Genomic DNA, 26756 nt, shown 5'->3' with positions numbered 1-26756 from the left:
CGGCAAAGGAGTGCGCCATGTCGCCTCGTACGCAGTTCAACGGCCCGGCCCGGCAACGCGGGGCGATCGGGTTGATGGCGGCGCTGACACTGGGCCTGGCTCTGGTGTGCATGGTGCTGGTGGTCGATAGCGGCCGTTTGTACATGGAGCAGCGCCGCCTGCAGCGGGTGGTGGATGTGGCGGCACTGGAAGCGGTGTCGCGCCAGGGCGATTGCCTCCCGGGCACAACGGCTGCCACTTATGCTACAGCGAGCGCTGCACGCAACGGCTTCACGGTGGGGCAAGGCACAACGTTGAACGTGACCTGCGGCACCGTGCAGACCGGGGCGAACAATTTGCGTGCGTTCAGCGCGAACGCTGCGCAAAAGCAAGCCATCAGTGTCGTTGCCACTCGCGTGGTACCGACCAGCGTCGCCGCCGCCCTCTACGGCCTGTTCACTCCGGGCGCCGTGTCCACGACCACTCGTCTTACGGCCACGGCAGTCGGGACTTACGCGGTACTGCCGCCGATCGCCCAACTGACCATTGGCACCACCGTGCTGACCATCGACGCCAGCAAGTCGGCTGCCCTCAATGCGTTGATAGGCCAGATGCTTGGCGGCAATCTCAACCTCAGTGTGGCGGGCTGGCAGGGGTTGGTGAACACCAATATCAATGTGCTGAGCTATCTCAATCAGCTGGCGCTGGATGTCAACGTTCAAGCCGGGAATTACACCCAACTGCTCAGCCAGAACATACGGCTGACACAACTGATCGACACCGCCATCAATGTGCTGACCCAGGGCGGCAAGACCGCCAGTGTGGCGGTCGACGGCCTCGTTGGGCTGCGAGCGGTGGTGGGCAGTACTTCGGTGGTGCTCGGGCAACTGCTGCAACTGCAAACCGGCGCTGCGTCTTCGGCGCTCAACGCCAATCTTCAAGTTTTCCAGTTGGTGGAAGCCTTCGTGCAACTGGCCAACAGTCAGAATGCGTTGGTGGCGAGCGTGCCGCTGAACATTCCGGGGCTGGTCAATGGCTCGGTCAAGGTCAAGGTCATCGAGCCGCCGCAATTGTCGGCGTTCGGTAACCCGGCACTGGCAAAGGCCGACCCCATGGGCGCCAACCGGATCTATGTGCGAACCGCCCAAGTGCGCACGGTGATCTCGCTGAATCTGCCGTTGCTCAGCGGTGTCGCCGGCCTGGCCAACGCGATTGTCAGCACGCCATTGGTGGGCGGGTTGACCGACACCCTGAACAACCTGTTGCACTTGAACATTGCCGGTACCTTGAACTCGTTGTTCTGCACATTGGGCGGAACCTGCCAGCGCACCGACCTGAAAATACTGCCGACCTCGACCATCGACATCGCCCTGGATGTGGCCGCCGCCGATAGTCATGTCACTGATTACAGTTGCGTCAGCGATGCGACCAAGACCTTGACCACCCAGACCAACTCATCGCTGGTCAAGCTCAAAGTCGGCAGGATCGATGCTGCCAATGCCTTTTCGTCCTCGGCGGACATCACTGTGCAGCCGCTGGCGCTGATCGATGTCGGGGTCATCACCTGCACCATTCCGCTGTTGGGACTTGGCTCGGCGACCTGTGATCCGAACAGCCGCATACCGTTCTACGGCGGTGGTCTGGGGATCAAGGTCGATACCTCGGTGGCCGCCACACAAAACACGCACATCTACAATCAGCCGCCGGAAGTCAGGACACCGCCGCAGTACTACAGCTTCGGCACTCAAGGGCTGGTCGACAGCCTCAAGGGAACATTGGCCGGCGTTCAGGTGCAGGCATACAAGCCGACGGGCTCCAGCCTTTTGGGTGGTTTGCTGACCACCACCGCGGATGTGCTGGCAGGGGTGAACAGCACGCTGGGCGTCGTGATCGATAATCTGCTCAGTCCGGTGCTCGATCCGATCCTTGATGGTTTGCTCGCCAACCTTGGCATCACTCTGAACAAGGTTGATGTTGGCGCCAACCTCAGTTGCAAGCCGCCCGGACAGCCGATGCTGGCGATCTAGTCGATCACTGCAACCGGCAGCTCAATGCAGAATCGTGCGCCTTCATCGCCGTTGCGCACACTCAGGCGTCCGCCCATGTTTTCGACGATGCCATAGCTCACCGACAGGCCCAGACCGGTGCCGACACCCACCGGTTTGGTGGTGAAAAACGGCTCGAAAATCCGCTCCAGCAGGCGTTGATCGATACCGCCGCCGTTGTCCTCTACCCACAACCGCACCACGTGCTCGTCGCTCTCGGCAGACAAGGCGATCCATGGCTGGAAATCACGATTGGCTTCGCGCTTGCTCAGCAGCGCATCGCGGGCGTTGACCATCAGATTGATCAGTACCTGCTCCAGTTGATCGACATAACCGCGCACCTGCACCTGCAAGCCTGACTCCTTGACCCGCAACTCCACGCCTTTGCCGCGCAGACCCTCCGAAAGCAACGACAATGTGCCTTCGATGGCATCGAGGGGATTGAACGGTTGCTGTTCGATTTCCGAGCGGCGTCCGAACACTCGCATGTGATCAACCACCCGTGCGGCGCGCTGAACCTGAGCGTCGATTCGATTGAGCTTGTCGGTCAGGTAATCGACCTGCACATCGCCGTTGCTCAGGCGCTTGAGCACGTTGACGATGGCCATGCGCATCACATTGAGAGGTTGATTGATTTCGTGCGCGAGACCGGTAGCCATTTCGCCGAGGGTGGCCATTTTCGCGCTCTGCGTGAGCTGCTGCTGCGAGCGGCGCACCTCAGTGTTGTCGCGTCCCACTGCTTGTACTTCGAGCAGGCGCCCGTGCTCGTCGAACACGCCGCGGTCCGACCAGACCCACCACGCATGTTCGCGGCCGGGCAGGCGCAGATTGATTTCGGCAGTACTCACCGGTAGTTGCGGGGTCAGTTGCGCCAAGCGCTGGTTGAACGCTTCGCGTTGTTCGTCGGACATCCAGCTGCCGAGGTTAACCCCGGGCAGCTCCTCCGGTGCACACTCCAGGTACTTCGCCAGGGGCCGGTTGCCGAAGATCAGCGTCAGGTCCGGGCGATAGCGGCAGATCATCGCTGGCGAATCTTCCACCAGAATCCGGTAGCGTTCTTCGCTGGCCCGGACCTGTTCAGCAGCGAGCGTCGCTTCGGTGACATCAAGCCACAGGCCCACGGCTTCCACCGGCAAACCGAGATCGTCGCGCAGCAGTTTGGCTTCATCGAGCAACCAATGTGCCTGGCCTTGCTGGTCGAGAACCCTATAGCGCGTGCTCACCGTGCCCTCGCGCAGCAATTGGCGGGTGCGCTGGAAATAGACGGAGCGGTCGTCGGGGTGCACATGCTCGACCAGTGCGCCGTCGGCGCAGTCGGCCAGACTCCAGCCCAGCAGCGGTTGCAGGCTGGCGCTGAAAAAGGTCGGTTGCAGCGCACCTTCGACGTAGCGCTGCACATAGATCACCGCCGGTGAACTGGCGATCAGGTTATCCAGCCGCGCGTGTGCGGCGGCGGCCTGTTGCTGCTGATTCTTGATGTCGCTGATGTCCAGCATGAATCCCACGAGTCGGCGTTCGGCACTGATGCCCAGCGCCTGGCCCTGTACGCGATACCACATCAGTGGTGCCTCTTCGGTGCGTTGCAGGCGCACGCAAAGCTCCAGCGGCGAGCCTTCATCTTGCAAGGATTGCAGGTTACTGCGCAGTTCATCCCGGTCGGCGGGGTGTACACGGGCAAACCAGTCCTGAAGCGACAGGCGTGTTGCCGGCAGGTCGAGGTTGTCGGCCAGTGCGTTGGCCAGTTGCACCTCGGCGCTGTCGAACACTTCCCACCACCCGGTGCCCAGCAGCGCCTGGAGGATCTCCAGGCGTTCCAGTTGTTGCTGATGATGGTGCTCACGCAAGCGCTCCAGCAGGGGTGCGGCGATGGCGGTGGCCAATGACTGCCAGTCACGATCGCTGAGGTCTGGCGCCTGTTGCCGGGCGTCATAACAGGCACAGAGCAACCACGCCGCCACACCCCGAGCGTCGCAGTAGGGCACGGCAAAGCCAGGATGGGGGCCAGCCACGCTACCCAGTCGCGGCTGCTCGCTGGCATTCAGTTGTTGGGGCGCCGCGCTGTTCAGGCTATCCAGCGCAGTACCCAGGCGTTGTCCCGGGTGCCACAGCTGCGGCGCGTCGAGCGCGATGTAGTGCTGATGGATCTGCCAGCCCTGTTCCTGATCGTCGAGCAACGCCACCGCCAGACACGGGATATGCAAGTGCTGGCTGACGCGTTGCAATTGTTCGCCGAGCACATCGGCCAGGCGCACGAGGCTGCACTGACACAACTGATCGCGGATCTGTCCCGCGAGCCGTTGGCACTGCTCACGACTGTGTGCCTGACGCCGCTCGCTCAACAGGTCTCCGATGTCGAGCAAGTGCATCAGCCAGCCTTCACTCCGGGGCTCGATCCAGCCGCGTAAATGCAGCGGGGGGCCGGCCTGGCTGAAGAAGTCCAGATCGAGTATTTGCCCCTGCCAGTCCTGCGGCCGACCTTCAACTACAAGGCTGCTCTGAGGCAAAAGGTAGTCGGTCAGGTGTGTGAGCGGACGGGCCGTCAACTGCACCAGCGCATGGCGTACCGGGCCGCTCAGGTGCTCGACGTGACCGTCATTGTCCAGATACACCTGCAGGCCGACGCTCTGCACCAGAGGGGAATCCGGGCCGTCAGGCAAGCCCGGCGGTCGATTGAGCAGGCGGCCGAGCAAGGTGTGGCCCGCACTCAAAACTGCAGGCTCGAGGAGGCGCGCAATGTCGCCGGCAGACGCGGCACCGGGCCGATTCCCGGCAGCACCAGAAACGGCAGTGCCTGATTCAGTTTGGACGTGGGGTAATTGATGCTCACCGTCAGCAACCCTCCGACATAGGTGATGCTGCTGTCGGTGGCGGCGTTGAAGTTCAGTGCCCCAGGCAGCCATCCCAGTTGCCGGGTCAGTTCGGTGCGGGCGAGGTTGGTCAGTGCAGTCGAGTAGTTGGCGGTGGCCGGATCCAGCGCCACGCTGCGGCGCACTGCCTCGGCGGTGGACTCGTTGAATGACTGCATCAACAACAGCGGCAGGCTGTAGCTCACCAAGCCGTAAAACACCGCGAAAAACACCACGAACACCAGGGCGAACTCAATGGCCACGGCGCCTTTTTGCTTGCGGGGGAGGTTGGTTTTCATGAGTGCGTCTACCCTGACAATCACTACGTAATGTCAGCATAGAATCAATCGGCCAAAACGGACGTTTTTTAGCGCATGCACAGCATTGTCCTACTGATCTGGCTGACGCTTTGCGCGGCGCAGGATGCCCGACAGCGGCATATCTCCAATGTGCTCACGCTGGGGGGCGGCGCCTTGGCAATGGTCTATCTGTTGGGCACCGGCAACACCTGGCTTGGAGCTGAAGCGGTTCAGGGCGGTTGGGCCGCATTACTCGCTCTGGTGCTGACGTTGCCCGGTTATCGATGGCGCCGATTGGGCGCCGGCGATGTGAAACTAATGACAGCCTTTAGTCTTGCGACGGACGGTCAGCTGTTGCTTTACACGTTTATCGGCGCCGCACTCGCCAGTTTGATGTGGTTATTGCTTGCGCCAAAACTCTGGCTGCATATGAGTCAAGGGGTTAGGCAACGTCTACGATATCTGGAGCCATCAAAGTCAAAAAAGCTGCCATTTGCACCGTTCGTGTTGAGTGGAGCGCTACTGGCTTTGCTTTGGATCCATTAGTCGCCAGCTGCCACTACTGCTATGTACATAGTAGGAAAGTGGGTCTACTTTCAAATCAGCGGTTATACAGCCACCTGCGCTGAGTACAGGAACGGTCAGCCTTTTGGCCTGAGCATGGAGTTGCAAGTGAACAAGCTTACGTCCGTTGTGAAGGTTCTCGTGGTCGACGATCAGCCACTGATTGTCGAGGAACTGTGCGAATTTCTCGAAAGCAGCGGCTACCGTTGCGTGCCTTGCGAATCCAGCAAGCAGGCCATCGAGCAATTTGTCGAAAACCCCGCCATCGGCCTGGTGCTGTGCGATCTGCACATGCCGGACATGGACGGTATCCAGTTGGTGCAGGAACTGCAGCGTCTTTCGGGCAAGCACCGGGTGTTCGAGGCCATCATGCTCACCGGTCGCGCCGACAAGCAGGATGTGATCAAGGCATTGCGTGCCGGAATCGCCGATTACTACCAGAAGCCGATCAACATGGACGAGCTGCTGGAGGGTTTGCAACGTCAGGAAGCTGCCTTGCAGGAACGGCAGAAAACCCTGCAACTGGGACACTTGAACGAGAAGCTCCAGTATCTCTCCGAGTCGATCGACGACCTGTACCAAGACCTCGACAAGGTGCGGCGCGCGCCGGCACCGAGAAGCGATGAGCTATCGGCTGAAGGCGACGGGCTGGAAATCCCGGCGATCTTCAATCAGCTGTCACCGCGTCAGCTCGATGTCGCGCGGCTGGTCGGCAAAGGCCAGACCAACTACCAGATCGCCTGTGAGCTGGGAATCACCGAGAACACGGTCAAGCTGTATGTCTCGCAGGTGTTGCGTCTGACACACATGCATAACCGCACTCAGTTGGCCCTCGCATTGTCACCAGGCACTTCAGGATTACGCCAGCGAGTGACCGCGCACTGACCTCTGTTTGTCCCGGACATCCGCCCGGGTCAAACCTTTCGATTTCAACCGATATTGGTCTTGGCCTTGGGAAACAGGTTGTCCAGGGTTTCCAGCAGGCGCACGTGATAGATCGGCTTGCGAAACAGATCGAGAACCTGCAGGCGCAGCATATCGCTGACGTCCTCCATGTCCGCATGCCCGGAGGTGACGATCACCGGCAGGTGCTGGCGCGAAGTGTGTTCACGCAGGCGCTTGATCAGCGACATGCCGCTTTCTTCCGGCATGCGCAGATCGGTGATCACCAGGGCGATATCGGGATGGCGGGTCAGATGGTGCAGCGCAAGCTTTACCGATGTCGCGGTGTGGCAAGTGAAGCCCTCGCCTTCAAGCAACTCCGCCAACTCCAGCAGTGCATCCTCTTCATCGTCGACGAGAAGCAACTGCTGGCGAGGAGGTACGGAAGAGTTCATGGGCAACACCTGCAATGGACTGAGTTCTGACGGTAGAACCCAATGGGCGCATTGACAAGTTATCCGCCCAACGCAGTCTGGATCGACGTCAGGATTGCGGTAACCCGGGTACCAATGCCGTTACCGAAGGCGGCTATCACCAGCGCCACCAGACCCACGACCAGCGCGTATTCGATGGCTGATGCTCCTTCGGTGTCTTTGGCCAGGCCTTTGACGAACGCAACTTGAGCTTTGATTTTGCGGGCTACCCGGGAATACGACATGAGAGTTCTCCTTGAGCACACCAGGTGTTGCGCGTTCGCAACATGATTTCCCTGTGCCAGCATTAGCATTGTCGGCATTTTCAGGACCAACAACTGTAAGAACGAATTAATACCAAAGTAGTGAGGCACTGTTTCGCGATTCAAAACCGCTTTTGGCGCATCAGCCCTCTACTTTCGCTGGATATTTCAACCTTCGTAATGGCGTTTTGTTCTTCCTGCGCTACCGTCAAATAGCGAAATAGTTACTTGTTCATAGCTGCCTGATTGCGAAGTTATCTCGTTGGAAGTACGGGTCATTGCATAAGAAGAGCACGCAGCGGGAAAGGGAGAGCCGTCATGAACAGTCGCGTCACTTTGGGCCTGGCCGGATTGTTTCTGGTGGGGGCCATCATCGCCGGGTATTGGGGACTCACTTTGGGTCGGCAACCTGTCGCCGCTGAACCGGTCGCGACCCCCGTAGCCGTTCCTGTGGAACCAGCGCCAGCCGCTCCCGCCGCGGTGGAGGATCCGAGCCGCCAGCCAGTCGTCGTGCTGCTACGCGATATCGCCCCTTTCGTGAAAATCACCGCCGCCGATGTCGCCGTGGAGAAAGTACGAACAGCACCGGCCGGTAGCCTCGGCAATGTCGATCAGGTCATCGGACGCACGCCGTGGCGGCCGTTGAGTGCCGGCACCTGGCTCAGTGACGAGAGCTTCGAACCTGGCAGTCAACTGTCGAGGATGATTCGTCCCGGCGAGCGTGCACTGGCTGTGGCCGTTGATGAAGTGATCAATGTCGGCGGGCAACTGGCGCCGGGCGATTACGTCGACGTGCTGCTGTTTCTGCGCAAGGACGAAGTGAATCCACAACCTTCTGCGCAACTGGTAATCCCGGCGGTCCGGGTGCTGGTGGTCGGCAGCCAGACAGGACTGACCAACGACGGCCAGCCAACTGGCGCGGCCCGCAGCGACGACGAACGCCTCAAGCAGGAACAGCAACGCATGGCCGCACGCAGTGTGGTGCTGGCGGTGCCGGAGCCAATGCTCAGCCGCTTGATGCTGGCGTCCGGTGCTGGTGTGTTGCGCCTGGCCGTGCGCAGTGCCGATGAGCAGCAATTGACGAAGTATTGGGCAGGCCAAAACGATGTTGCGACGCGCCTTGATACACCGCGTCGCGAACTCCTGGAGTTCAGTCAGCTGTCACTGGCGACGCCACCCAGACCCATGGCCGTAGCCGGTGCACCGGCCCCGCGCAAAGCGACCGTCGAAGTGATCCGCGGCGCCGAAACCACCCCACCCACTCCCTGAATAGAGCAAGGACGCCTTTACATGCGCAGACGCTTTACGCCCCTGTTCAACGGCTTGCTTCTGGCCCCGCTGCTGGGTATTGCCGCCAGCGGCAGTGCCGTCGCCGCGACTGGCAATTGCGCAGCACTCGGCCAGTTGCCGGCCACGCTGGAAGTCGGCGAGGGCTTGCAGCAGGCGCTGCAATCGCCGGTGGCGATCACCCGAGTCGCGGTGGGCGACCCGAAAATCGCCGACGTGCGCGTGACCGGCGATCAAGGGGTGTTGGTGACCGGTGTCGCTCCCGGCGCAACCACCCTGATGATCTGGAGTGCCTGCGCCAGTGCACCGCGTCAAAGCATGGTGTTCGTCCAGGGCAAGGCCAGTGCGGCGATGACAGCCGTGGCATTGCCGGCCAGCGAAGATCCGACACTGCCGTCACAAGTGCAGACCGACATCCGCTTCGTCGAGGTCAGCCGTACCAAATTGAAAGAGGCTGGTACGCAGATTTTCGGCAAGGGCTCGAACAATTTCCTGTTCGGCGCACCGGGCACGGTGCCTAACACCGGCGTCACGCCAGGCGTGGTGCCGTTGCGTAATCTAGACCCGCGCATCGCGGTGCCGAGCATCCCGCTGGCCAACGACATGTTCAACATTGTCTGGGGCGGCGGCAGCAGTAAATTCCTCGGCATCGTCAATGCGCTTGAGGGCAGCGGTTTTGCCTACACTCTGGCCCGCCCGAGCCTGGTGGCGCTGAGCGGACAGAGCGCCAGCTTTCTGGCCGGCGGTGAAATCCCGATCCCGGTCCCCAGCGCCAACAGCAACAGCTATTCCATCGAATACAAGGAATTCGGCATTCGCCTGACACTGACCCCGACCGTCGTTGGCCGCGATCGCATAGCCCTCAAGGTCGCACCGGAGGTCAGTGAGCTGGACTACAACAACGGCGTTACCATCGGTGGCACCAGGGTGCCGGCGTTCACCATTCGCCGCACTGATACCAGCATCTCACTGGCCGATGGCGAGAGTTTTGTCATCAGCGGCCTGATCAGCACCAACAACGCCTCCGAAGTGAACAAGTTTCCCGGGTTGGGCGATATCCCGGTGCTCGGTGCGTTCTTCCGCAACTCCTCGGTCAACCGCCAGGAGCGTGAGCTGCTGATGATCGTCACCCCGCACCTGGTACAGCCGCTGGCCGCGAATGCACCGTTGCCGTCGCTGCCGGGGGAAAAACTGCGTAATTACGACCCGAACTGGTACCGCCTGTACTTCCTGGAAAATGGCAACTTCGATAAACGCAGTGGGCTATCGCAATGAGTCAGAGCCTCAGCCAGACCTTCCTGGCCATCACCCGCAACGACACCGATCTTGAATGGTTGCAGGGCGCACTGGCGCCGCTGGGCCAAGTGGTCAGCGCCGGCGGCGGCAGTCTTGACGAATTGCTCGCGTTGGTCGATGTGACCTTCGCCAGCCTGGTGTTCGTCGGTCTCGATCGCGACCATCTGGTGGCGCAAAGTGCCTTGATCGAAGGCGTACTGGAAGCCAAGCCGATGCTCGCCATCGTGGCCCTGGGCGATGGCATGGATAATCAACTGGTGCTCAATGCGATGCGCGCCGGTGCGCGGGATTTCGTTGCCTATGGTTCACGTTCCAGCGAGGTTGCGGGGCTGGTTCGACGCCTGAGCAAACGCCTGCCGGCGGTGACGCCGAATGCCCAGCTTGGTGGCCTGACCGTGCTTTACGGCGTGCAAAGCAACGCCGACGGTGCGTTGCTCGCCAACCACATGGCGCTGGTCGTGCAGAAGAGCGGTCAGCAAACCCTGTTGCTCGATCTTGGCTTGCCGCGCGGTGATAGTCTGGCGTTGCTGGGGCTGGAGAGTTCGTTCCATTTCGGCGATGCCTTGCGTCACTTGCGGCGCCTTGACGCGACCCTGATCGACAGCGCATTCACCAGCGCCGAGGCGGGCCTGCGCATTCTGGCGTATGCCAGTGGCGACGAGCCGCTCGAGCGCACCAGTGCCGCTGAGTTGTACATGCTGCTCAGCGCGTTGCGTCAACACTTCCAGCACATTGTGGTCAACCTCACCGGTCAGCCGGACAGCGAAGCCTTGCGCACCTTCGTCAGCCATTGCGACAAGCTGTTGTGGTACACCGACCAGAACGTCCTCGATTGCCGGCGCAACCTTACGGTGCTCAATCTGTGGCGGTAAAAAGGCATGAAACTCGACCACGGGCGCTTGTTGGTCGACCGTTATCTGCGCAACGTCGTGCCAGACTCCGACACGCTCGGCAAGACGTTTGGTCTGGAGGTGATCGCCGTGCTGGCGTGTAGTCCGGAGCTGCGCCTGAACGCGAAAAACCAGGGCGTCACGCTGTTTGAACTCGCCCCGCGCGAAGCCCTCAGTCAAAGCCTGCGCACTCTCGGCGAGCGTCTGGCCAAACGCTCCGAAGGCTTGGCGAAACCCAAAATCAACTGGTTCAACCGCCTGCGGGGCACCTCATGAACGGGGAGCAACTGTTTGGCGGGCAGCAACGCCACTCAACCGGTAATACCGATCACGACGGTCTCAAACTGGTGCTGCACCGCTACATCATCGACGCCATCGAGGAGTCCGGGAAAAACCTGCTGGAAGGTTCGCGGCAGGTGCTTTCGCAGTTTGTCATCGACAAGGTGGCCGAATACATCGCACGCCTGCACCTGGCGATTTCGCGATATGAAATGGAGCGGCTGGCTGAAGAAATCGTCGACGAGCTGACCGGTTTCGGCCCACTCGAAGTACTGCTGCGCGACAGTGCGGTGACCGAAATTCTGGTCAACGGCCCGTACCGGGTGTTCATCGAGCGCGACGGTGTGTTGCACATGAGTGATCTGCGTTTTATCGATGCACATCACGTCGAGCGCGTCATGCAACGCATCCTCGCCCCGCTCGGGCGACGTCTCGACGAGTCCTCGCCGATGGTCGATGCGCGGCTGCCCGATGGCAGCCGCGTCAACGCGATCATTCCACCGATTGCCCTCGACGGCCCGTGCCTGTCGATTCGAAAGTTTCGCAAGGACATGCTCAAGAGCAGCGACCTGATGGCGATGCAAACCATCGACCAGGCGATTTTCGACTTTATCGAAGAGGCGGTAGGCAAGCGCTGCAACATCCTTATCAGCGGCGGTACCGGCACCGGTAAAACCACCTTGCTGAACATTCTCAGTCAGTTGATCAATCCCCACGAACGTCTGGTGACCATCGAGGATGTCGCTGAGTTGCAACTTGGCCACCCGCATGTCGTACGGCTGGAAACCCGCCCGCCGAATGCCGAGGGCCACGGCGAAGTCAAGGCCAGCGACCTGATCCGCAACGCCCTGCGGATGCGTCCCGATCGGATCATCCTTGGCGAGATTCGTGGGGTGGAAGTGGTCGATGTGCTGACCGCGATGAACACCGGTCACGACGGCTCGATGAGCACCGTGCACGCCAACAATGCGCAGGATGCGCTGCTGCGCCTGGAGACACTGGTGGGCCTTACCGGCCGCACGATCGCCGAGCGTACCCTGCGCCAGATGATCTGCGCCGCCCTCGACGTGATTATTCAGCTGACTCGCATGCCCGACGGCCGCCGCTGCGTCAGCGAAGTAGTGGAAGTGGTCGGTGTGCGCGACGACGTCTATGTCACCAACACGCTGTTTCGCCTCGACCGTCGCACCGGATTCGGTTTTCTGCGTGAAGCGGTGAACCCGGCCGGTGACAAATTGCGCCGCGACCCGGCGCATCCGCATTGAGGGGCACGGCATGCTCAAGCCGCTATTGCTGATCGTGATTTGCCTGGCTTTGCTCGGCCTGTCGTTGCGCCTGTTTTACAACGGCTGGCGGCAGAGTGGCTCGGAGCGCGTGCTCGAGCGGCTGAGTCAGGGGCAGCCGCAACTGGCAGGCGAAGAACCGCGTTGGGCGGGCCTGGAGCGTGCGTTCTTGCGCGCCGGTCTGGGGCGCCCGACTGATCGACTCGGCGTGTGGCTGCTGTTGTGGGCGTTTGCAACATTGATCGGCTTCGCCGTCGCCGGGTGGGTGGGTTTGCTGGTACTGATGGCGTTGCCGCCGGTAGTCATGCGGCTGTATGTCAGTTGGCGTTACCAACGGCGATTGCGGCGCATGATCGAACAATTGCCGCAACTGCTCGACCACACGGTGCGCAGCCTCAAGTCTGGACGCACCCTGGCAGATGCCGTACTCGGTGGCATCGAGGCCAGTGAAGCGCCTCTGAAAGACGCCATGGGTCGAGTGCAGCGCAACGTGCAGTTGGGGGTCAGTTTGCCTGACGCGGTGGCGGATCTGGCCGAGCTTTACGAGCGGGACGAGTTTCGCCTGTTCGCCCTTGGCCTCAAGGTTAATCATCGCTACGGCGGCAACGCCAGCGAGCTGCTGGAAAACCTGATCAAGATGATCCGCGAACGTGACCAGGCCTCACGCCAGTTGCGTGCCATGACCGGCGAAACCCGGCTAACCGCGTGGGTACTGGGACTGTTGCCGATCACCATGGCGGGTTATTTCCTGCTGTCCAATCCAGTGTATCTGGTCGCCATGTGGCACGACCCGTCCGGGCAGCACATGCTCGCTGCGGCGTTCGGCATGCAGGTGCTCGGCAGCCTGTTGCTTTGGCGGATGTTGCGCAGCCTATGACCACGCCTCTGATAATCAGCGCTTTATTCTTGCTCGGTGCCGCGGTGCTGCTGATCGCCAATCTGTTGGAGCAGCGTCGGCGCAGCCGGCAGATCAGTCGTCGGCTCGATGGCGAGATGATTCGCGAGAATCGTTTTGGCAACCTCCTGCAAGTGCTCGGCGAAAGCAAGGTCGGCCAGCACAGCGTAAAGATTGACAATGAAACCCAGACGCTGCTCAACCGCCTCGGCTGGCGCAGTGCGCGGCAACGTTCGCTGTTCGCCGCCTGCCAGATCGGCTCTCCGCTGTTAATGCTCGCCTTGGTGCTGTTGCTGCAAGGGGTGTTCTTCCCCCACGTGGAAAAACAGTGGATTGCGCCATTGTTTGCCCTCGGCGTCGGCTACCTGCTGCCCAAACGCCTGCTGGTGATGGCGGTGGCACGTCGGCAGAAACGACTGGCGAGCGAGATCATCACGTTCCTGCCGCTGCTGCGCATTCTCTTTGAGTCGGGCATGGCGGTGGAGCAGGCGTTACGGGTGTTGAGCCACGAGGCCCAGGCGCTGTTGCCCGTGCTGACGCAAGAGCTGCGTCTGGTCCTGGTGCGGGTCGACTCGGGTCTCGAACTGGGTGAAGAACTGAACAAGGCCACCCAGCTGCTGGCGGTGGACGAGTTCACCGACACTTGCGTGATCCTTCAGCAATTGCTCTATCAGGGCGGCGGCGCGATGAAATCGTTGCTGTCGCTCAAGCAATTGCTTGACGACCGGCGCCTCACCCGGCTGCAGGAATACATATCGAAAATGTCCGCCAAAATGTCCGTCGTGATGATGCTGTTTCTCTTCCCGGCGTTGTTGATTGTCCTGGCTGGCCCGGGCTTCACCGCCCTGGCCAAGGCCTTGGGTGCTTAGAGGGATCGTGATGAAAGCAATGATTGCAGGTGCATGCCTTGTGTTACTCGGTGGCTGTGCCAATACCGGACAGACCCCTTGGGAGGCGCTGAGCAGCAACGCCAGTTGCGGCAAATTGAATTCGGAGCAGCAATTGTCCCTGAACCTCGCCGACGACATGGCCAATGACGGCAAGCTGCACGCCAGCCTTGCCAACCTGCAGAGCCTGCCGGACAACCTCGCCGATGTGCGCTTGCGCAAAGCCCGGGTTTACCGTTTGCTTGGGCGCAGCGAGGCCGAGCCGCTTTATCGTGGTTTGCTCGGCACCTGTCTGGCGGCCGAGGCCGAGCACGGTCTGGGGCAACTGGCCGCGGCCAAGGCCGATTACGGCCAGGCCCAGGCTCATCTGCAACGTGCCGCACGGTTGGCGCCAACCGACGAAAAAATCCGCAATGACCTGGGCGTGGTCTACCTCAATCAACTACGTATCGAAGACGCGCGCTTCGAATTCCTGACGGCTATGGAACTCAAGCAAAGCGATCAACTGGCCGCGCTGAATCTGGTGACGCTGTTGCTGTACCAGGATGACTGGACCCGTGCCGGTGAACTGGTCAGTCGTCTGGGCCTCAGTCCTGCGCAATTCAGCGAAGCCCAGAGCCGCGCGGAAAAACTCAGGGTGCCGGCGAAGGCCCCGGCTTCGGCCGCCGTCACGGCAATGCTCAAGTAAGGAGAGCTGCGATGAAAGCCGCGATTGTCTGCTTCAGCCTGTTGGCCTTGCCACTGGCCAGTCACGCCATCGACGCGGGGCCGGCCTCGGCCCAGCAACAGGAAACCGAAGGCTGGTTGCAGTTGCAGGCCCGGAACAAGGTGCCCTCGCCGACACTGCAAACCGTCACCCCAGCCGAGCGTGAGCTGGCCATGCAACGCTGGTTGAAAAGTTACCAGCACGATATTCCAGTGTTTTTCGACCAGGACCAGGGCGGCAAGGTCGACAGTGGATCGGGGGGGGAACGCCTTAAGATCAACCTGCATCGTCGTTTATCGTCGGCCGCGCGGAATCTGCAGCATCGATTCCGGCCGGCGGAGTCTCGATCGTGACGCGATCAACAGAAAAATTGACGCCATCACTTTGACTTTTGTGTGGTATCAAAATGATGGCTCGTGTACATTCCCCGCGCCCGAACCAGGACGACTTGGTGGGACGGTAGGGATGCCTGAATCATGTAATGAACCCTGCTGAAACTGTTTCTCATGTTTTGGAAGGGAATCTCGCGTGACTATCGTTTGCCTGCGCCGCTCTGTCCTGGCGCTCTCCATCTCCGCCGCCGCCGCTTTGCACACCTCTATGGCTGTCGCCGCCGGCGCGAGCCTGAACCACGATCTGGGTGGCGGCCCGCTGACCAGTAATCTGCAGAATTGGGGGCTGATCACTCTGAGCGGTAACGGCGACATCGCTCCTGTTTCCCAGGTGAGTACGACCTACGGCGCACAGATCTCGGGGGTGACGGCGGATCAACTGCGCAACACCGGCAATATCCGGATTGACGGCGCCAGGTTCGGCACCGGGATCAGTCTGGGGACCGCTGGAGTGGTGCCGACCAAAATCGCCGGCGCGCTGCTCAACGAAGGCTCTATTTCAGTTCACGGTCTGGCCGACGCTGGCACCTCCAGCGGTATTTCCGATCTCGGCAGCACGCTGGGCGATTCGTTGGTCAACAGTGGCAGCATCGACGTCAGCGGCCAGACCGCCAGTGGCCTGTTGCTGGTGCATACCAACATGACCGGGCTCAGCAACCGAGGCACCATCACCGCTAGCGGCACCGACGCATTGGGCGTATTGCTCGATGGCGCGACGCTGAGCCAGTCGGTCAACAACACCGGGACTATCCGTGCGACCGGTGCCAATGCCGAGGCGGTAGTGTTCGAGGGCGTCAAGTTCAGCGGTGCAGCGGGTTCCGGCTCCACCAGGCTGTGGAACGGCGGAACCATCTCCGGCGAGGACATCGGTGTGCATGTCAGCGGCCAGGCCAGTGGCGCCCTGCCTTTCGGCATCTATCAAATGAACGGGTTGATCGAGGGTGGCAAGGCGGCGATCCAGGTCGATGACGGCACGAGCTACTTTTATTTCTATGGCGGCGCGGTGAAGGGTGACCTGCTCGGCCTGTCTGGAGTACTGGTCGACGGTGATGCGACTTTCGACGGTTCGACCATCCGCTCCGGCTACGTCACTATCGAAGAGGGCACGCTGACCCTGATGAAGCCGCACACCACCTTCATCGGCGACTTCGACATGGAAGAGTCGAACTCGGTGCTGGAGATGTACCTGGGCAATGACACCAACCCGGCGCTGCCTGTGCTGAAGGTCACCGGCACCACCGATATCGCCCCGGGCGCGCAACTGCGTCTGCTGGCGCGCTCCAGTGATTTTCGCGTGAGCCCCGGTGGAACGCGTTACACCCTGATCAGCTCGGGGAATCTGGTCGGTGGCAACAACCTGACCGTGACCTCGACCTCCGCGCTGCTGGATGTGAAGAGTTTCGGTGTGGTCGGTAACGACATCACCAGCGTGGTGACGACCAAGTCGAGCGAGGTGCTGGCCGAGAACACCCTGGCAGTCGGCGGTAGTGATAACGCGGCGACGGCGGTCGGGCATGTGCCAGGACTGCTGGCACGCCTCGATGAACAGGATCCGGTGTTCCAGGCATTCGCCAACGCTGGCACCGATGCCGAACTGGCGCGCCTGAGTGAAACCCTCAGCCCGGATGTCAGCCGTGGTGTACTGCACGCGGCGACCAACAGTCAGACGCTGGTCTCGGGCGTGATCAATGATCGCTCCAGTCGCGCACGCTCAGCCACCGGCGCCCCGGAAAAAGGCGTATGGCTGCAAGCCTTGAGCAGCGATGCCAATCAGGACGAGCGTCGCGGTGTCGCCGGTTATGACGCCGACAGCCACGGGATCGCGGTCGGTGCCGATGGTCAGTTGAATGCCGATACCACATTGGGTCTGGCCTACAGCTACCTCGATACCGATGTGAAATCCGACCTCGGCAACAAGACCAAGGTCACTGGGCATGCGCTGACGTTGTACAGCAACTGGGTACATGACAACTGGTTCGTCGACTCGTCGCTGATGTACGGCTGGAACGATAACGAATCCAAACGCTATATCGCTGGCACTCAGGCCAAGGCTGATTACGACAGTGATGTATTCGGCGTGAGCGCACTGGCCGGGTACAGCCTGCGGCTGATGCCTGATGTGGTGCTGGAACCACAGGTTGGCGCGCGCTATGCCAATGTCGGCATGGATGCGTATCGCGAGAAGGGCAGCTCGGCGTCGCTGAATGTCGGCAGTCAGCGTTATGAAGTCGGTGAGATGGGCGTCGGTGCACGTCTGGCGGCGGCATTCGATGTTGGCAGCGGCAGCCTGGAACCGGAAGCGAAGCTGATGGCCTGGCATGACTTCATCGGTGACAAGGTCAGCACCACATCGGCCTTCGTGCTGGGGGGCGAGTCGTCCGTCAGCCGCGGTACCACTCCGGTGCGTGACAGCTATGAACTGGGCCTGGGCGCCAACTACCGCATGGGCGCGTGGAGCGTCGGTGGCTCTTACAACTATCTGACCTCCAGCGGTTTCGACTCCGACAGCTTTACCGCGAAGGTGCGTTACGCGTTCTGATCCACATCGCGTAAAACCTGTGGGAGCGAGCCTGCTCCCACAGGGATGTGCATTCCAATGTGGGAGCGGGCTTGCTCGCGAAAGCGGTCTGCCTGCTCAGTTGATTGATCTGACACCCTACAGTTGATAGCTGAAACTGATGCTGTAACGCGCCCGACGATTGAACGTATCCAGCGCTTCATCGGACATCGGCTTGGCGGCCTCCAACGCAATGTTGTAGTACTTGGCATCGCCAAAACGCAGGCCTACTGCTGCCGATGACAGGTCATTGCTCTGCACCGCCAGCTTGTTGAACCAGGTTTTCGAACGGTCCAGCACCACGTACGGCTGCAGGATGCGCACCCAGTTGCCGTCGCGATTGAAACTGTAGTTGACCTCGTAAGCCGCACCCCAGCCCTTGTCGCCCGACGCCTGATCGTCCGGGTAGCCACGGCCGAAATTCTGCCCGCCGAACACCGCGCGTTCGCTGTCAGGCAGGGTGTCATCACTCCAGTACAGCGCGGCCGACAGCACGCCTTGCCAGTTGTCGAAGAACTTGTCGCTTTGCACCCCGGAGAGGCGCAGGCGCAGGAAGTTCAGGTCCAGCGCCGGGTTGTTGGAATGCGCGCCCATGCTGTCCAGACCCTGATACACGCCACCACTGAGAATCCGCAGTTGCCGGGCATCGCTCTTGCGCCAGTCGCCTTCGAATGCGAGGGCACGCACGTTGGTGCGCTCTTCGATGCTGAGCGGATAGCCGACCACGTCGTAGCGGTTTTTGTCATCCACTGCATAGAGCCGCGCTCCCGCGTTAAGCAGCTCGTTGGAGGCGGCAATGAACGGGTGGCTGACACCGATGGAGTAACGGTCATCTTCCTTGTGCGGTTTGAGTTCGAAGCCATCGCTGGTGAGCACATTGGTGCCCGGATCGGCCCGGTAGCGCGAGGCAAACAGGCTCAGTTGCGTACCTTCGCTATTGAGGAACTGGTTGTAGTCCACACGGTAGTAGCGCTCGTGATCGTCGCCCGGTGGAAACAGACCGCTGAGGGTCAATTGCTCGCCCATGGCGGTCTGCGAGTTGCTGCTGACCCCCAGCAACGCCTGGGTGCCATTGCGGTTGTCTTCGGTGGTGCTCATGGTGCTGGTGAACGGTTTGCGGCTGGCCTGGGCCACCAGTGTTGTTGCGCCGTCGGTGGTGCCGGGCGGCGGCACTTGCGCCTGGATGGTCACCCCGGGGATGCGGGTCATCAGGGTGGTGTAGCGTTCGAAGGTCTTGCGGGTCAGCGGGCGTTCGGCCTGGATTTTGGCTGCCAGTTCGTCGAGCAGGCCTTTGACCCGGCCGACATCGCCCTGCACCTGCACATCGCGCACATAACCTTCCACCAGCACCACTCGGGCTACGCCGTCGTCGAAACGCTGTTGCGGCAGGAAGGCGTAGGACAGCAGATAGCCGTCCTTCTGGTAGCGCCGGGTGATGTCGCGTGTGGCTTCGATCAGGTCGGCGAGGCTGGTCTGATGGCCGATCAGGGGTTTGTAGACTTCGGCCAGCTCATTGAGCGGGTAGATCGTGCCGCCTTCGATCTGCACGGTTTTCAGGTTGATTTTGGTCTCCATCAACAGCGGCTGCGCCGTGGCCGCGCCGGGGTCGGGTACTTGCAGGGGCGTGGCGGCGGGGCGATAAGCATCTGCCGGCAGGTTCGGCACGGGCAGGTTACGCGTGGTTTCGTTGCTGTTGAGAAAACTGGGCAGGGTGTCGGCGAGGGCGGCGGAACTGAGACTGAGGAACAGCAGGGATGCCATTACGCGCATAGGACACTCCATGGTCAGATCACAGCGCTGGGCTGAATTTTTCCTAAGAAAAAAGCGGAAGACTCGTGGGAATCTTCCGCCCTCAACCAAGCGTAGGCGCTGTAGGTGAGGCCGTCGAATCGGCCAGGTGCAATTTAGCGTTTGTTGCCTCCAAGAGCGCCGGTCAGACCACCGAGTACACCGCCCAGGCCTCCGGTTGCGGTGCCTCCAGTGGCGGTGCCGCCGCTGACCAGTCCGCCGACCGCACCGACGGTGGCGCCGACGTTGCTGACCACACCACCCACGGCGGTAGTGACCGGGTTGTTGGTGGCGGCGATGGTGTTGCCGATGCCGCTGACGGCGCCGCCAACCTGGCCGGTGAGACCGGCGACCGGCGCGCCCAGACCTGTCGCGGCGCCGACTTGTTGAGTGACGCTGGTGACCGCACTGGTGACTGGGTTCAGCCCTGCGCCGACGGTAGCGCCGACGGTGGCCAGTGGCGAGGTGGTGGCGGTGATCGGAGTGCCCGAGCCGCCGAGTACGGTGTTGAGCGAAGCGATGGTGTTGCCCAGTCCGCCAGCCGTGACGCCGCCGGCGCTGACCACGCCGTTGGTGCTGCCGGCGTTCAGACCGGCACCGACGTTGACCACGGCGCCGCCAACCGTTTGCAGCAAGCCGGTACCGCCCAGACCGCCGCCGAGACCACCGCCCAATCCGCCACCGCTGCTGGTGCCGTTATCCACCAGCCCGCCGGCTTTGCCGACGGCAGTGCCGACATTGGTCAAGGCGCCGCCGACGGTGTTGGTCAACGCGTTGCCGCCGCCAGCACCGGTGACTTGACCGCCCACGCCTTTGACGGCGCCACCGACTTGGCCGAGGACACCATTGAGCGGAGCGCCGAGGCCGGTTGCATCGCCGACTTTGTCGGTGGTGCTTTCAACCATGGCAATCACTGGCACCAGACCGTTGCCGACACTTTTAGTCACCGAGCCCAGTGGGCCGGTGGTGGTGGCCAAGCTCAGGGTGTCGCCGAGCATGGTGACTTTTTCACCGACGCCATCGAGCACCGGTGCCACTTTGGTGACCACGCCGCCGACGACCGGAACGCTGCCGGTGGCGGTCGCCAGTTTGCCGCTCAGGTCCGAGACGCCGGTACCGACATCTGAAACCACGCCGCCGACCGAGGACGCCGTGACGCCCAGGCCATTGTCGACCGTGCCCAGTTTGCCGATGCCGTTGGCCACGCCATCACCCAGGGTAGTGACCACATTGCCTGTGGTTTTTACTGCGCTTTGCACCACGCCGCCCACTACTGGAACGGTGCTCAAGGAGTCGCCGACCTGACCGACACCACTGCCGACGCCCGCGACGGTGTTGCCGACATCCTGCACCAGGGTGGTGGTCACTAGCGGGGTGGTAGTCGGGTTGGTCGGGTTGGTTGGATCCGTAGGGTCTGTCGGATTGGTAGGATTGGTCGGGTTCGTCGGATTGGTCGGATTGGTCGTGCCGGTACCGCCAGTGCCACCGGTACCACCTGTGCCAGCGGTATCGGTGCCGCCAGTACCGCCAGTGCCACTACTACCGCCTGTGCCACCAGTGCCGCCAGTGCCCGACGTCGCGCTGTCTGGCGAAGAGCTGCCGGAGCTGCTGTGATGGCCGCCACCGCCGCTGCTGCAGCCAGCCAGACCAAGGGAGAGGATCAATGCCAGAGCTGTTGCCGATTTGCACCACACTTGAGTTTTCATGATTGAGATTCCTTGCACCTGTAACAACATTCGTCGTTTTCGATGGCTCACCGATCTGTCGCCGGTGATGCCTCGTCCGTGGTGCCAATCTCGATCGCGCGGTGCTTTTCCACCATTCTCAAGTTGGTATTAACGCCTTTATATATAAGGCGCCGCGCCGTGCCTAAGCACTAATACCCAAGATATAGACGCATAAAAAAAGGCCTTGAAAATCAAGGCCTGGAGTTTTTCAGAGTGCGGCGCCAAGCGCGGAAAAACTTAAGTGATATATACACAATTTACAGGCTTGCCTCCGGGGTACGGGGTCAGGCAATCGGTTGCCATTGCCCGACCATGTGTTCCAGATCGCCGTTGCCGATCAGGCGCAACTCGCCGCTGGACCTCGGCGCACTCGCCAGCAATGAAACCTCACTGGGCAAGCGCACCGGTTTGCGAAAGTGCACGGCGATTTCAAGGTTGGCTTTGGGTAGATGATCCGACAGTGCGGCGAGGGTTCGCGCCTTGTTCCACAACCCGTGAGCAATCGCCGTGGGGAAACCGAACAGTTTGGCGCTGGCAGCGCTCAGGTGAATCGGGTTGTAGTCGCCCGACACTTTGGCGTACTGCCGACCGATATCGGCGGGGGCTTTCCATTGCGCCACTTGCGTCAACACTTGGGACGGTTCCCAGTGTTGCTCGACAGTTTCGCCGTCGAGTTTCACTCCGCGACAGAGCATCTGGCTTTCGGCTTCCCACAGCGGCCCGAGTTGATCATCCAGAGTGGTCAACACCTCGAAAGTCGCCCCTTTGGGATGTGGCTGCAGGTTGTGCACACGGACGCTGATTTGTGCTCGGTTGATCCCGCCCATCGGCCGCAACACGCGAATGCGGTTGCTCAGGTGAATCAGCCCCAGCAACGGGAACGGAAACTCCTTGGCCGTGAGCAATTGCATCTGCAGGGCGAACGCGAGGATGTGTGGATAAGTCGGCGGCAGCAGGCCGTCATCGGCAAAGCCGCAAACCTTGCGATAGGCCGCCAGTTTCTGCGGGTCGACATCGACCCAGCAACGCAAACCCGTTTCGGGCAGTCGGGTGCCGGTGATCTTGCGCCGTGTCGCGGCCCGCGCGTACAGGCCGGGCAGGCTCGGTTCACGGTCGAGGGTGTGCCATTCAATGCTCATGCCTATGCCCCCAGAACACTTTGGCCACAGACCCGCAATGCCTGGCCGGTGAAGGCTCCGGTGCCCGGTTGCGCCAGCCACGCGACGGCTTCGGCGACGTCTTGCGGCAAGCCGCCCTGGCCCAGCGAACTCATGCGCCGTCCGGCCTCACGCAGGCCGAACGGGATGTGCGCGGTCATCTGGGTTTCGATGAAGCCCGGGGCCACGGCGTTGATGCTGATGCCGCGTTCGTGCAGCGTTGGCGCCCAGGCCTGAGCCAGGCCGATCAGCCCGGCCTTGCTCGCGGCGTAGTTGGTCTGCCCGCGATTGCCGGCGATGCCGCTGATCGAGGCCAGCAGAATCACCCGCGCATTGTCGTGCAGGGTGCCGCTGTCGAGCAGCGCCTTGGTCAGCACTTGCGGGGCATTGAGGTTGACCGCCAGCACCGCGTCCCAGAATTCCGGGGTCATGTTGGCCAGGGTCTTGTCGCGGGTGATCCCGGCGTTGTGCACCAGAATGTCGAGGCCGTCCGGCAGTTGTTCGATCAGGTGCGCGGCGGCATCTTCGGCGCAGATATCAAGGGTGATCGCCCGGCCGCCAAGACGTGCGGCGAGGGCTTCCAGATCAGTCTTGGCCGGGGGGACGTCGAGCAGAATCACCTCGGCGCCATCGCGGGCGAGGGTCTCGGCAATCGAGGCGCCGATCCCGCGTGCCGCGCCGGTGACCAGCGCCTTGCGTCCGGCCAATGGCCGGGTCCAATCGGTGACCGGCGTGGCGCACGGGCTCAGGCGAATCACCTGCCCGGAAACAAAGGCACTTTTCGGTGACAGGAAAAACCGCAACGGCCCCTCAAGCTGATCTTCAGCGCCGTCACCGACATAGATCAGTTGCAGCGTGCCGCCGCTGCGCAGCTCCTTGGCCAGCGAACGTGAAAAGCCTTCGAGCGCCCGTTGCGCACTGGATGCAAAGGGCTCGCGCAGGGTTTCCGGGGCGCGGCCGAGAATCACCAGGTGCGCGCTGCTGTCGAGGTTTTTCATCAACGGCTGGAAGAATTCGCGCAGCTGTTTGAGCTGGTCGGTGTGTTGCAGGTCGCTGGCATCGAACACCACGGCCTTGAGTTTCGGCCCGTGCCCGGGAATCCACGCGGTGGCCAGCGACGGTTCAGTGCCGTAGCTGTAGATCGCATCGGTCAGGCGGTTGGCGAACGCATTGACCCGCTCGGCGAGCGGCCCGCCGCCGATCAGCAGCGCACCGTCCACCGGCCGCAGGCGTCCGGCCTGCCAGCGTTCCAGCCGCACCGGCGACGGCAGGCCCAAAGCCCCGACCAGACGGTGGCCGATGGATGAGTTGGCGAAGTCGATATAGCGGTCAGACATGGAACGCTCTCCAAAAGTTGGGGTTCAAAGTGTGGACTACCAACGGCAATCAATCGTTCGATCCACGCAATAAGGCCTACGCTAGAACAGCAGAGTAGACCACCGTCCCTGTGGGAGCTGGCTTGCCAGCGATGGCGGAGTGTCAGCCACTGGAAATGCTGGAGGTGCCGGCCCTATCGCTGGCAAGCCAGCTCCCACAGGGATTTCCATGAATTCGGATCAACAAGGAGCTTTTCATGAGTCAGCTGCGCCGCGTCGCCATCATCGGTGGTAACCGTATTCCTTTCGCCCGTTCCAACGGGCCGTACGCCACTGCCAGCAATCAGGTGATGCTCACTGCTGCCCTGGAAGGCCTGATCGAACGCTACAACCTGCACGGCCTGCGCATCGGCGAAGTGGTGGCGGGTGCGGTGCTTAAATTGTCACGGGATATGAACCTGACCCGCGAGTGCGTGCTCGGCTCGCGGCTGTCGCCGGCCACCCCGGCCTATGACATCCAGCAAGCCTGCGGCACCGGACTGGAGGCGGCGCTGCTGGTGGCCAACAAAATCGCCCTCGGCCAGATTGACTGCGGCATTGCCGGTGGCGTTGACACCACCTCGGACGCGCCGATCAGCGTCAGCGAAGGCTTGCGCAAAATCCTTCTGCAGGCCAACCGCGCCAAGACCACCGGCGACAAGCTGAAAACCTTTCTGCAACTGCGTCCGCGGCACCTGATCCCGGAATTCCCGCGTAACGGCGAACCGCGTACCGGTCTGTCGATGGGCCAGCACTGCGAACTGATGGCGCAGACCTGGAACATCCCCCGTGAGGAGCAGGATCAACTGGCCCTCGAAAGCCATCACAAACTCGCCGCGTCCTACAGTGAAGGCTGGCACAACGACCTGATGACGCCGTTCCTCGGCCTGACCCGCGACAACAACCTGCGCCCGGACCTGACCCTGGAAAAACTCGCCACGCTCAAACCCGCTTTCGAAAAAAGCGCGAAGGGCACGCTGACGGCAGGCAACTCCACGCCACTCACCGACGGCGCCTCAGTGGTGCTGCTGGGCAGCGAGGAATGGGCGAAAGAACGTGGTCTGCCGATCCTCGCCTACCTGCGCGATGGCGAAGCGGCGGCGGTGGATTTCGTCAACGGTGCCGAAGGGCTGTTGATGGCGCCGGTGTATGCGGTTCCGCGCTTGCTGGCGCGTAATGGGTTGACCCTGCAAGACTTCGATTACTACGAAATTCACGAAGCGTTTGCCGCGCAGGTGCTGTGCACGCTCAAGGCCTGGGAGGACCCCGAATACTGCAAGACGCGTTTGGGGCTGGACGCACCGCTGGGTTCGATCGACCGCAGCCGGCTGAATGTGAAAGGCAGCTCGCTGGCGGCGGGGCATCCGTTTGCCGCGACCGGCGGGCGGATTGTCGCCAACCTGGCAAAACTGCTGGATGCGGCGGGCAAGGGCAGGGGGCTGATTTCGATCTGTGCCGCTGGCGGCCAGGGTGTCACCGCGATCATCGAACGTTGAGCGCAATCCCCTGTGGGAGCGGGCTTGCTCGCGAAGGGGCCGTGTCAGTCGTAGTAATTGTGGCTGACACACCGCCTTCGCGAGCAAGCCCGCTCCCACAGGAGGGAAATGCATGCGATGTCAGATTCTGTCGCAAATGCCCTCGACGCTGATTGCCAACATTTCAAACCGGCTCAGCTATGATCGGCAACGGTCGATTATTTCGGCACAGTGTGTGCATCCACAGGGTTCACAGGTCGGCAACCCCTCCCCGTAGCGCGAGGATTGCCGTATAACGAGTGACATTCGCGTGTTTGGTAATAAAGGACCCACAATAAAAGCTGATGAAGACTCCAAAACGCATTGAACCCCTGATCGAAGACGGTCTGGTCGACGAAGTGCTGCGCCCACTCATGAGTGGTAAAGAAGCAGCTGTTTATGTGGTGCGCTGCGGTAACCAGTTACGTTGCGCGAAGGTTTACAAGGAGGCGAACAAACGCAGTTTCCGCCAGGCAGCCGAGTATCAGGAAGGCCGCAAGGTGCGTAACAGCCGGCAGGCCCGGGCGATGGCCAAGGGCTCGAAATTCGGTCGCAAAGAGACCGAAGACGCCTGGCAGAACGCCGAAGTCGCGGCGCTGTTCCGTCTGGCCGGTGCCGGCGTGCGAGTGCCCAAGCCATACGACTTTCTGGATGGCGTGCTGCTGATGGAGCTGGTGGCCGACGAATATGGCGATGCCGCCCCGCGTCTGAACGATGTGGTGCTGGAGCCGGATCAGGCCCGCGAGTATCACGCGTTCCTGATCTCGCAGATCGTGCTGATGTTGTGTACCGGTCTGGTGCACGGTGACCTCTCGGAGTTCAACGTGCTCCTGACCCCGACCGGCCCGGTGATCATCGACCTGCCGCAGGCGGTGGATGCCGCTGGCAACAACCACGCGTTCAGCATGCTCGAGCGCGATGTGGGCAACATGGCTTCGTACTTCGGGCGCTTTGCCCCGGAGCTGAAGCAGACCCGCTACGCGAAAGAAATGTGGGCGCTGTACGAAGCCGGCACCTTGCACCCCAACAGCGTGCTGACCGGCGAGTTCGACGATCCTGAAGACCTGGCCGACGTTGGCGGAGTGTTGCGCGAGATCGAAGCGGCGCGGCTCGACGAAGAGCGCAAGCAGGCGATCCGTGCGGCGGATGACGAGCCCAAAGGCAAGTCCGACGAACCGCCTCCGCCACCGTGGATGCAGTAAGCGTTTGAACAGAAACCCGGCTTCGGCCGGGTTTTTTGTGCCTGCCGCATTTCCAGAACCACCGCAGATCCCCCTGTGGGAGCGAGCCTGCTCGCGAAGGGGCCTTACCAGTCACCATCCCTGTTGACTGACATACCGCTTTCGCGAGCAGGCTCGCTCCCACAGAGGATGGGTGGTGTTGCTAATAGTT

20 protein-coding genes and 2 pseudogenes are annotated in these 26756 nt (G+C 61.6%); 14 read left to right on the top strand and 8 right to left on the bottom strand.

Annotated features, from left to right (window positions below; translation table 11 throughout):
- Positions 1 to 17: 17 nt before the first annotated feature.
- A complete protein-coding gene (locus HDC30_RS13745; RefSeq protein WP_183783601.1) occupies positions 18 to 2006 on the top strand; it encodes a pilus assembly protein TadG-related protein in 1989 nt (662 codons plus the stop codon).
- Here HDC30_RS13745 and HDC30_RS13740 read toward each other — a convergent pair.
- The gene (locus tag HDC30_RS13740; protein WP_183783599.1) at positions 2003 to 4732 is read right to left on the bottom strand and encodes a PAS domain-containing sensor histidine kinase; all 2730 of its coding nucleotides are present in this window, start codon (positions 4730 to 4732) and stop codon (positions 2003 to 2005) included. The genes HDC30_RS13745 and HDC30_RS13740 overlap by 4 nt on opposite strands.
- Positions 4729 to 5169 (bottom strand): TadE/TadG family type IV pilus assembly protein, encoded by a 441-nt coding sequence (locus tag HDC30_RS13735; protein ID WP_027613607.1) that lies wholly within the window; start codon positions 5167 to 5169, stop codon positions 4729 to 4731. The genes HDC30_RS13740 and HDC30_RS13735 overlap by 4 nt, the downstream gene beginning before the upstream one ends.
- Positions 5170 to 5244: 75 nt before the next feature.
- Between HDC30_RS13735 and HDC30_RS13730 the strand changes: the two genes are divergently transcribed.
- Both HDC30_RS13730 and HDC30_RS13725 read left to right on the top strand, forming a co-directional pair.
- The gene (locus tag HDC30_RS13730; RefSeq protein WP_183783591.1) at positions 5245 to 5715 is read left to right on the top strand and encodes a prepilin peptidase; all 471 of its coding nucleotides are present in this window, start codon (positions 5245 to 5247) and stop codon (positions 5713 to 5715) included.
- Positions 5716 to 5841: 126 nt separating this feature from the next.
- The gene (locus HDC30_RS13725) at positions 5842 to 6618 is read left to right on the top strand and encodes a response regulator transcription factor (protein WP_139053451.1); all 777 of its coding nucleotides are present in this window, start codon (positions 5842 to 5844) and stop codon (positions 6616 to 6618) included.
- A 44-nt stretch (positions 6619 to 6662) separates the two neighbouring features.
- Here the strand turns inward: HDC30_RS13725 and HDC30_RS13720 are convergent, their stop codons facing one another.
- Positions 6663 to 7070, bottom strand: a complete 408-nt coding sequence (locus HDC30_RS13720) for a response regulator (protein ID WP_027613610.1) — start codon at positions 7068 to 7070, stop codon at positions 6663 to 6665.
- 59 nt (positions 7071 to 7129) lie between these two features.
- Positions 7130 to 7333, bottom strand: coding sequence for a Flp family type IVb pilin (locus HDC30_RS13715; RefSeq protein ID WP_027613611.1), 204 nt, complete (start codon positions 7331 to 7333; stop codon positions 7130 to 7132).
- Between the two features lie 336 nt (positions 7334 to 7669).
- Between HDC30_RS13715 and cpaB the strand changes: the two genes are divergently transcribed.
- The 9 genes and pseudogenes from cpaB to HDC30_RS13670 all read left to right on the top strand — a co-directional run bounded on the left by cpaB (position 7670) and on the right by HDC30_RS13670 (position 17805).
- Positions 7670 to 8620: a Flp pilus assembly protein CpaB gene (gene cpaB, locus HDC30_RS13710; RefSeq protein WP_183783589.1), complete on the top strand. Its 951-nt coding sequence runs from the start codon at positions 7670 to 7672 to the stop codon at positions 8618 to 8620.
- A gap of 21 nt (positions 8621 to 8641) precedes the next feature.
- Complete coding sequence (locus tag HDC30_RS13705) at positions 8642 to 9913, top strand: type II and III secretion system protein family protein (protein ID WP_027613613.1); 1272 nt, start codon at positions 8642 to 8644, stop codon at positions 9911 to 9913.
- Positions 9910 to 11100, top strand: a pseudogene (locus tag HDC30_RS13700) (pilus assembly protein). Before HDC30_RS13705 ends, HDC30_RS13700 begins: the two are co-directional and overlap by 4 nt.
- Positions 11097 to 12368, top strand: a complete 1272-nt coding sequence (locus HDC30_RS13695) for a CpaF family protein (RefSeq protein ID WP_027613615.1) — start codon at positions 11097 to 11099, stop codon at positions 12366 to 12368. Before HDC30_RS13700 ends, HDC30_RS13695 begins: the two are co-directional and overlap by 4 nt.
- Positions 12369 to 12378: 10 nt before the next feature.
- Positions 12379 to 13263 (top strand): type II secretion system F family protein, encoded by an 885-nt coding sequence (locus HDC30_RS13690; protein WP_027613616.1) that lies wholly within the window; start codon positions 12379 to 12381, stop codon positions 13261 to 13263.
- On the top strand, positions 13260 to 14150 hold the full coding sequence (locus HDC30_RS13685; protein ID WP_027613617.1) for a type II secretion system F family protein: 891 nt from the start codon (positions 13260 to 13262) through the stop codon (positions 14148 to 14150). The genes HDC30_RS13690 and HDC30_RS13685 overlap by 4 nt, the downstream gene beginning before the upstream one ends.
- Positions 14151 to 14160: 10 nt before the next feature.
- Positions 14161 to 14856, top strand: coding sequence for a tetratricopeptide repeat protein (locus HDC30_RS13680; protein WP_103368079.1), 696 nt, complete (start codon positions 14161 to 14163; stop codon positions 14854 to 14856).
- Positions 14857 to 14867: 11 nt separating this feature from the next.
- Positions 14868 to 15134 (top strand): annotated as a pseudogene (locus HDC30_RS13675) (DUF3613 domain-containing protein); the annotation flags it as partial.
- A 268-nt stretch (positions 15135 to 15402) separates the two neighbouring features.
- The gene (locus HDC30_RS13670) at positions 15403 to 17805 is read left to right on the top strand and encodes an autotransporter outer membrane beta-barrel domain-containing protein (protein WP_183783585.1); all 2403 of its coding nucleotides are present in this window, start codon (positions 15403 to 15405) and stop codon (positions 17803 to 17805) included.
- A gap of 117 nt (positions 17806 to 17922) precedes the next feature.
- Here HDC30_RS13670 and HDC30_RS13665 read toward each other — a convergent pair whose 3' ends face one another.
- The 4 genes from HDC30_RS13665 to HDC30_RS13650 all read right to left on the bottom strand — a co-directional run bounded on the left by HDC30_RS13665 (position 17923) and on the right by HDC30_RS13650 (position 23832).
- Complete coding sequence (locus tag HDC30_RS13665; protein WP_096794841.1) at positions 17923 to 19593, bottom strand: ShlB/FhaC/HecB family hemolysin secretion/activation protein; 1671 nt, start codon at positions 19591 to 19593, stop codon at positions 17923 to 17925.
- A gap of 134 nt (positions 19594 to 19727) precedes the next feature.
- Complete coding sequence (locus HDC30_RS13660) at positions 19728 to 21317, bottom strand: collagen-like triple helix repeat-containing protein (protein WP_183783583.1); 1590 nt, start codon at positions 21315 to 21317, stop codon at positions 19728 to 19730.
- Positions 21318 to 21622: 305 nt separating this feature from the next.
- Positions 21623 to 22477, bottom strand: a complete 855-nt coding sequence (locus HDC30_RS13655) for a MaoC/PaaZ C-terminal domain-containing protein (protein WP_183783581.1) — start codon at positions 22475 to 22477, stop codon at positions 21623 to 21625.
- A gap of 2 nt (positions 22478 to 22479) precedes the next feature.
- Positions 22480 to 23832 (bottom strand): 3-oxoacyl-ACP reductase, encoded by a 1353-nt coding sequence (locus HDC30_RS13650; RefSeq protein WP_097089933.1) that lies wholly within the window; start codon positions 23830 to 23832, stop codon positions 22480 to 22482.
- A gap of 236 nt (positions 23833 to 24068) precedes the next feature.
- Here HDC30_RS13650 and HDC30_RS13645 point away from each other — a divergent pair, with 236 nt between their 5' ends.
- The gene (locus HDC30_RS13645) at positions 24069 to 25346 is read left to right on the top strand and encodes an acetyl-CoA C-acetyltransferase (protein ID WP_183783578.1); all 1278 of its coding nucleotides are present in this window, start codon (positions 24069 to 24071) and stop codon (positions 25344 to 25346) included.
- 323 nt (positions 25347 to 25669) lie between these two features.
- A complete protein-coding gene (locus tag HDC30_RS13640) occupies positions 25670 to 26566 on the top strand; it encodes a PA4780 family RIO1-like protein kinase (RefSeq protein WP_003221347.1) in 897 nt (298 codons plus the stop codon).
- The last annotated feature ends 190 nt before the right edge of the window (positions 26567 to 26756 follow it).

The sequence above is a fragment of the Pseudomonas sp. JAI115 genome (genome assembly GCF_014200835.1).
GTDB lineage: Bacteria > Pseudomonadota > Gammaproteobacteria > Pseudomonadales > Pseudomonadaceae > Aquipseudomonas > Aquipseudomonas putida_A.
The sequence above is the reverse complement of the archived record's forward strand: the minus strand, read 5'-3'. Positions and strand labels throughout refer to the sequence as shown.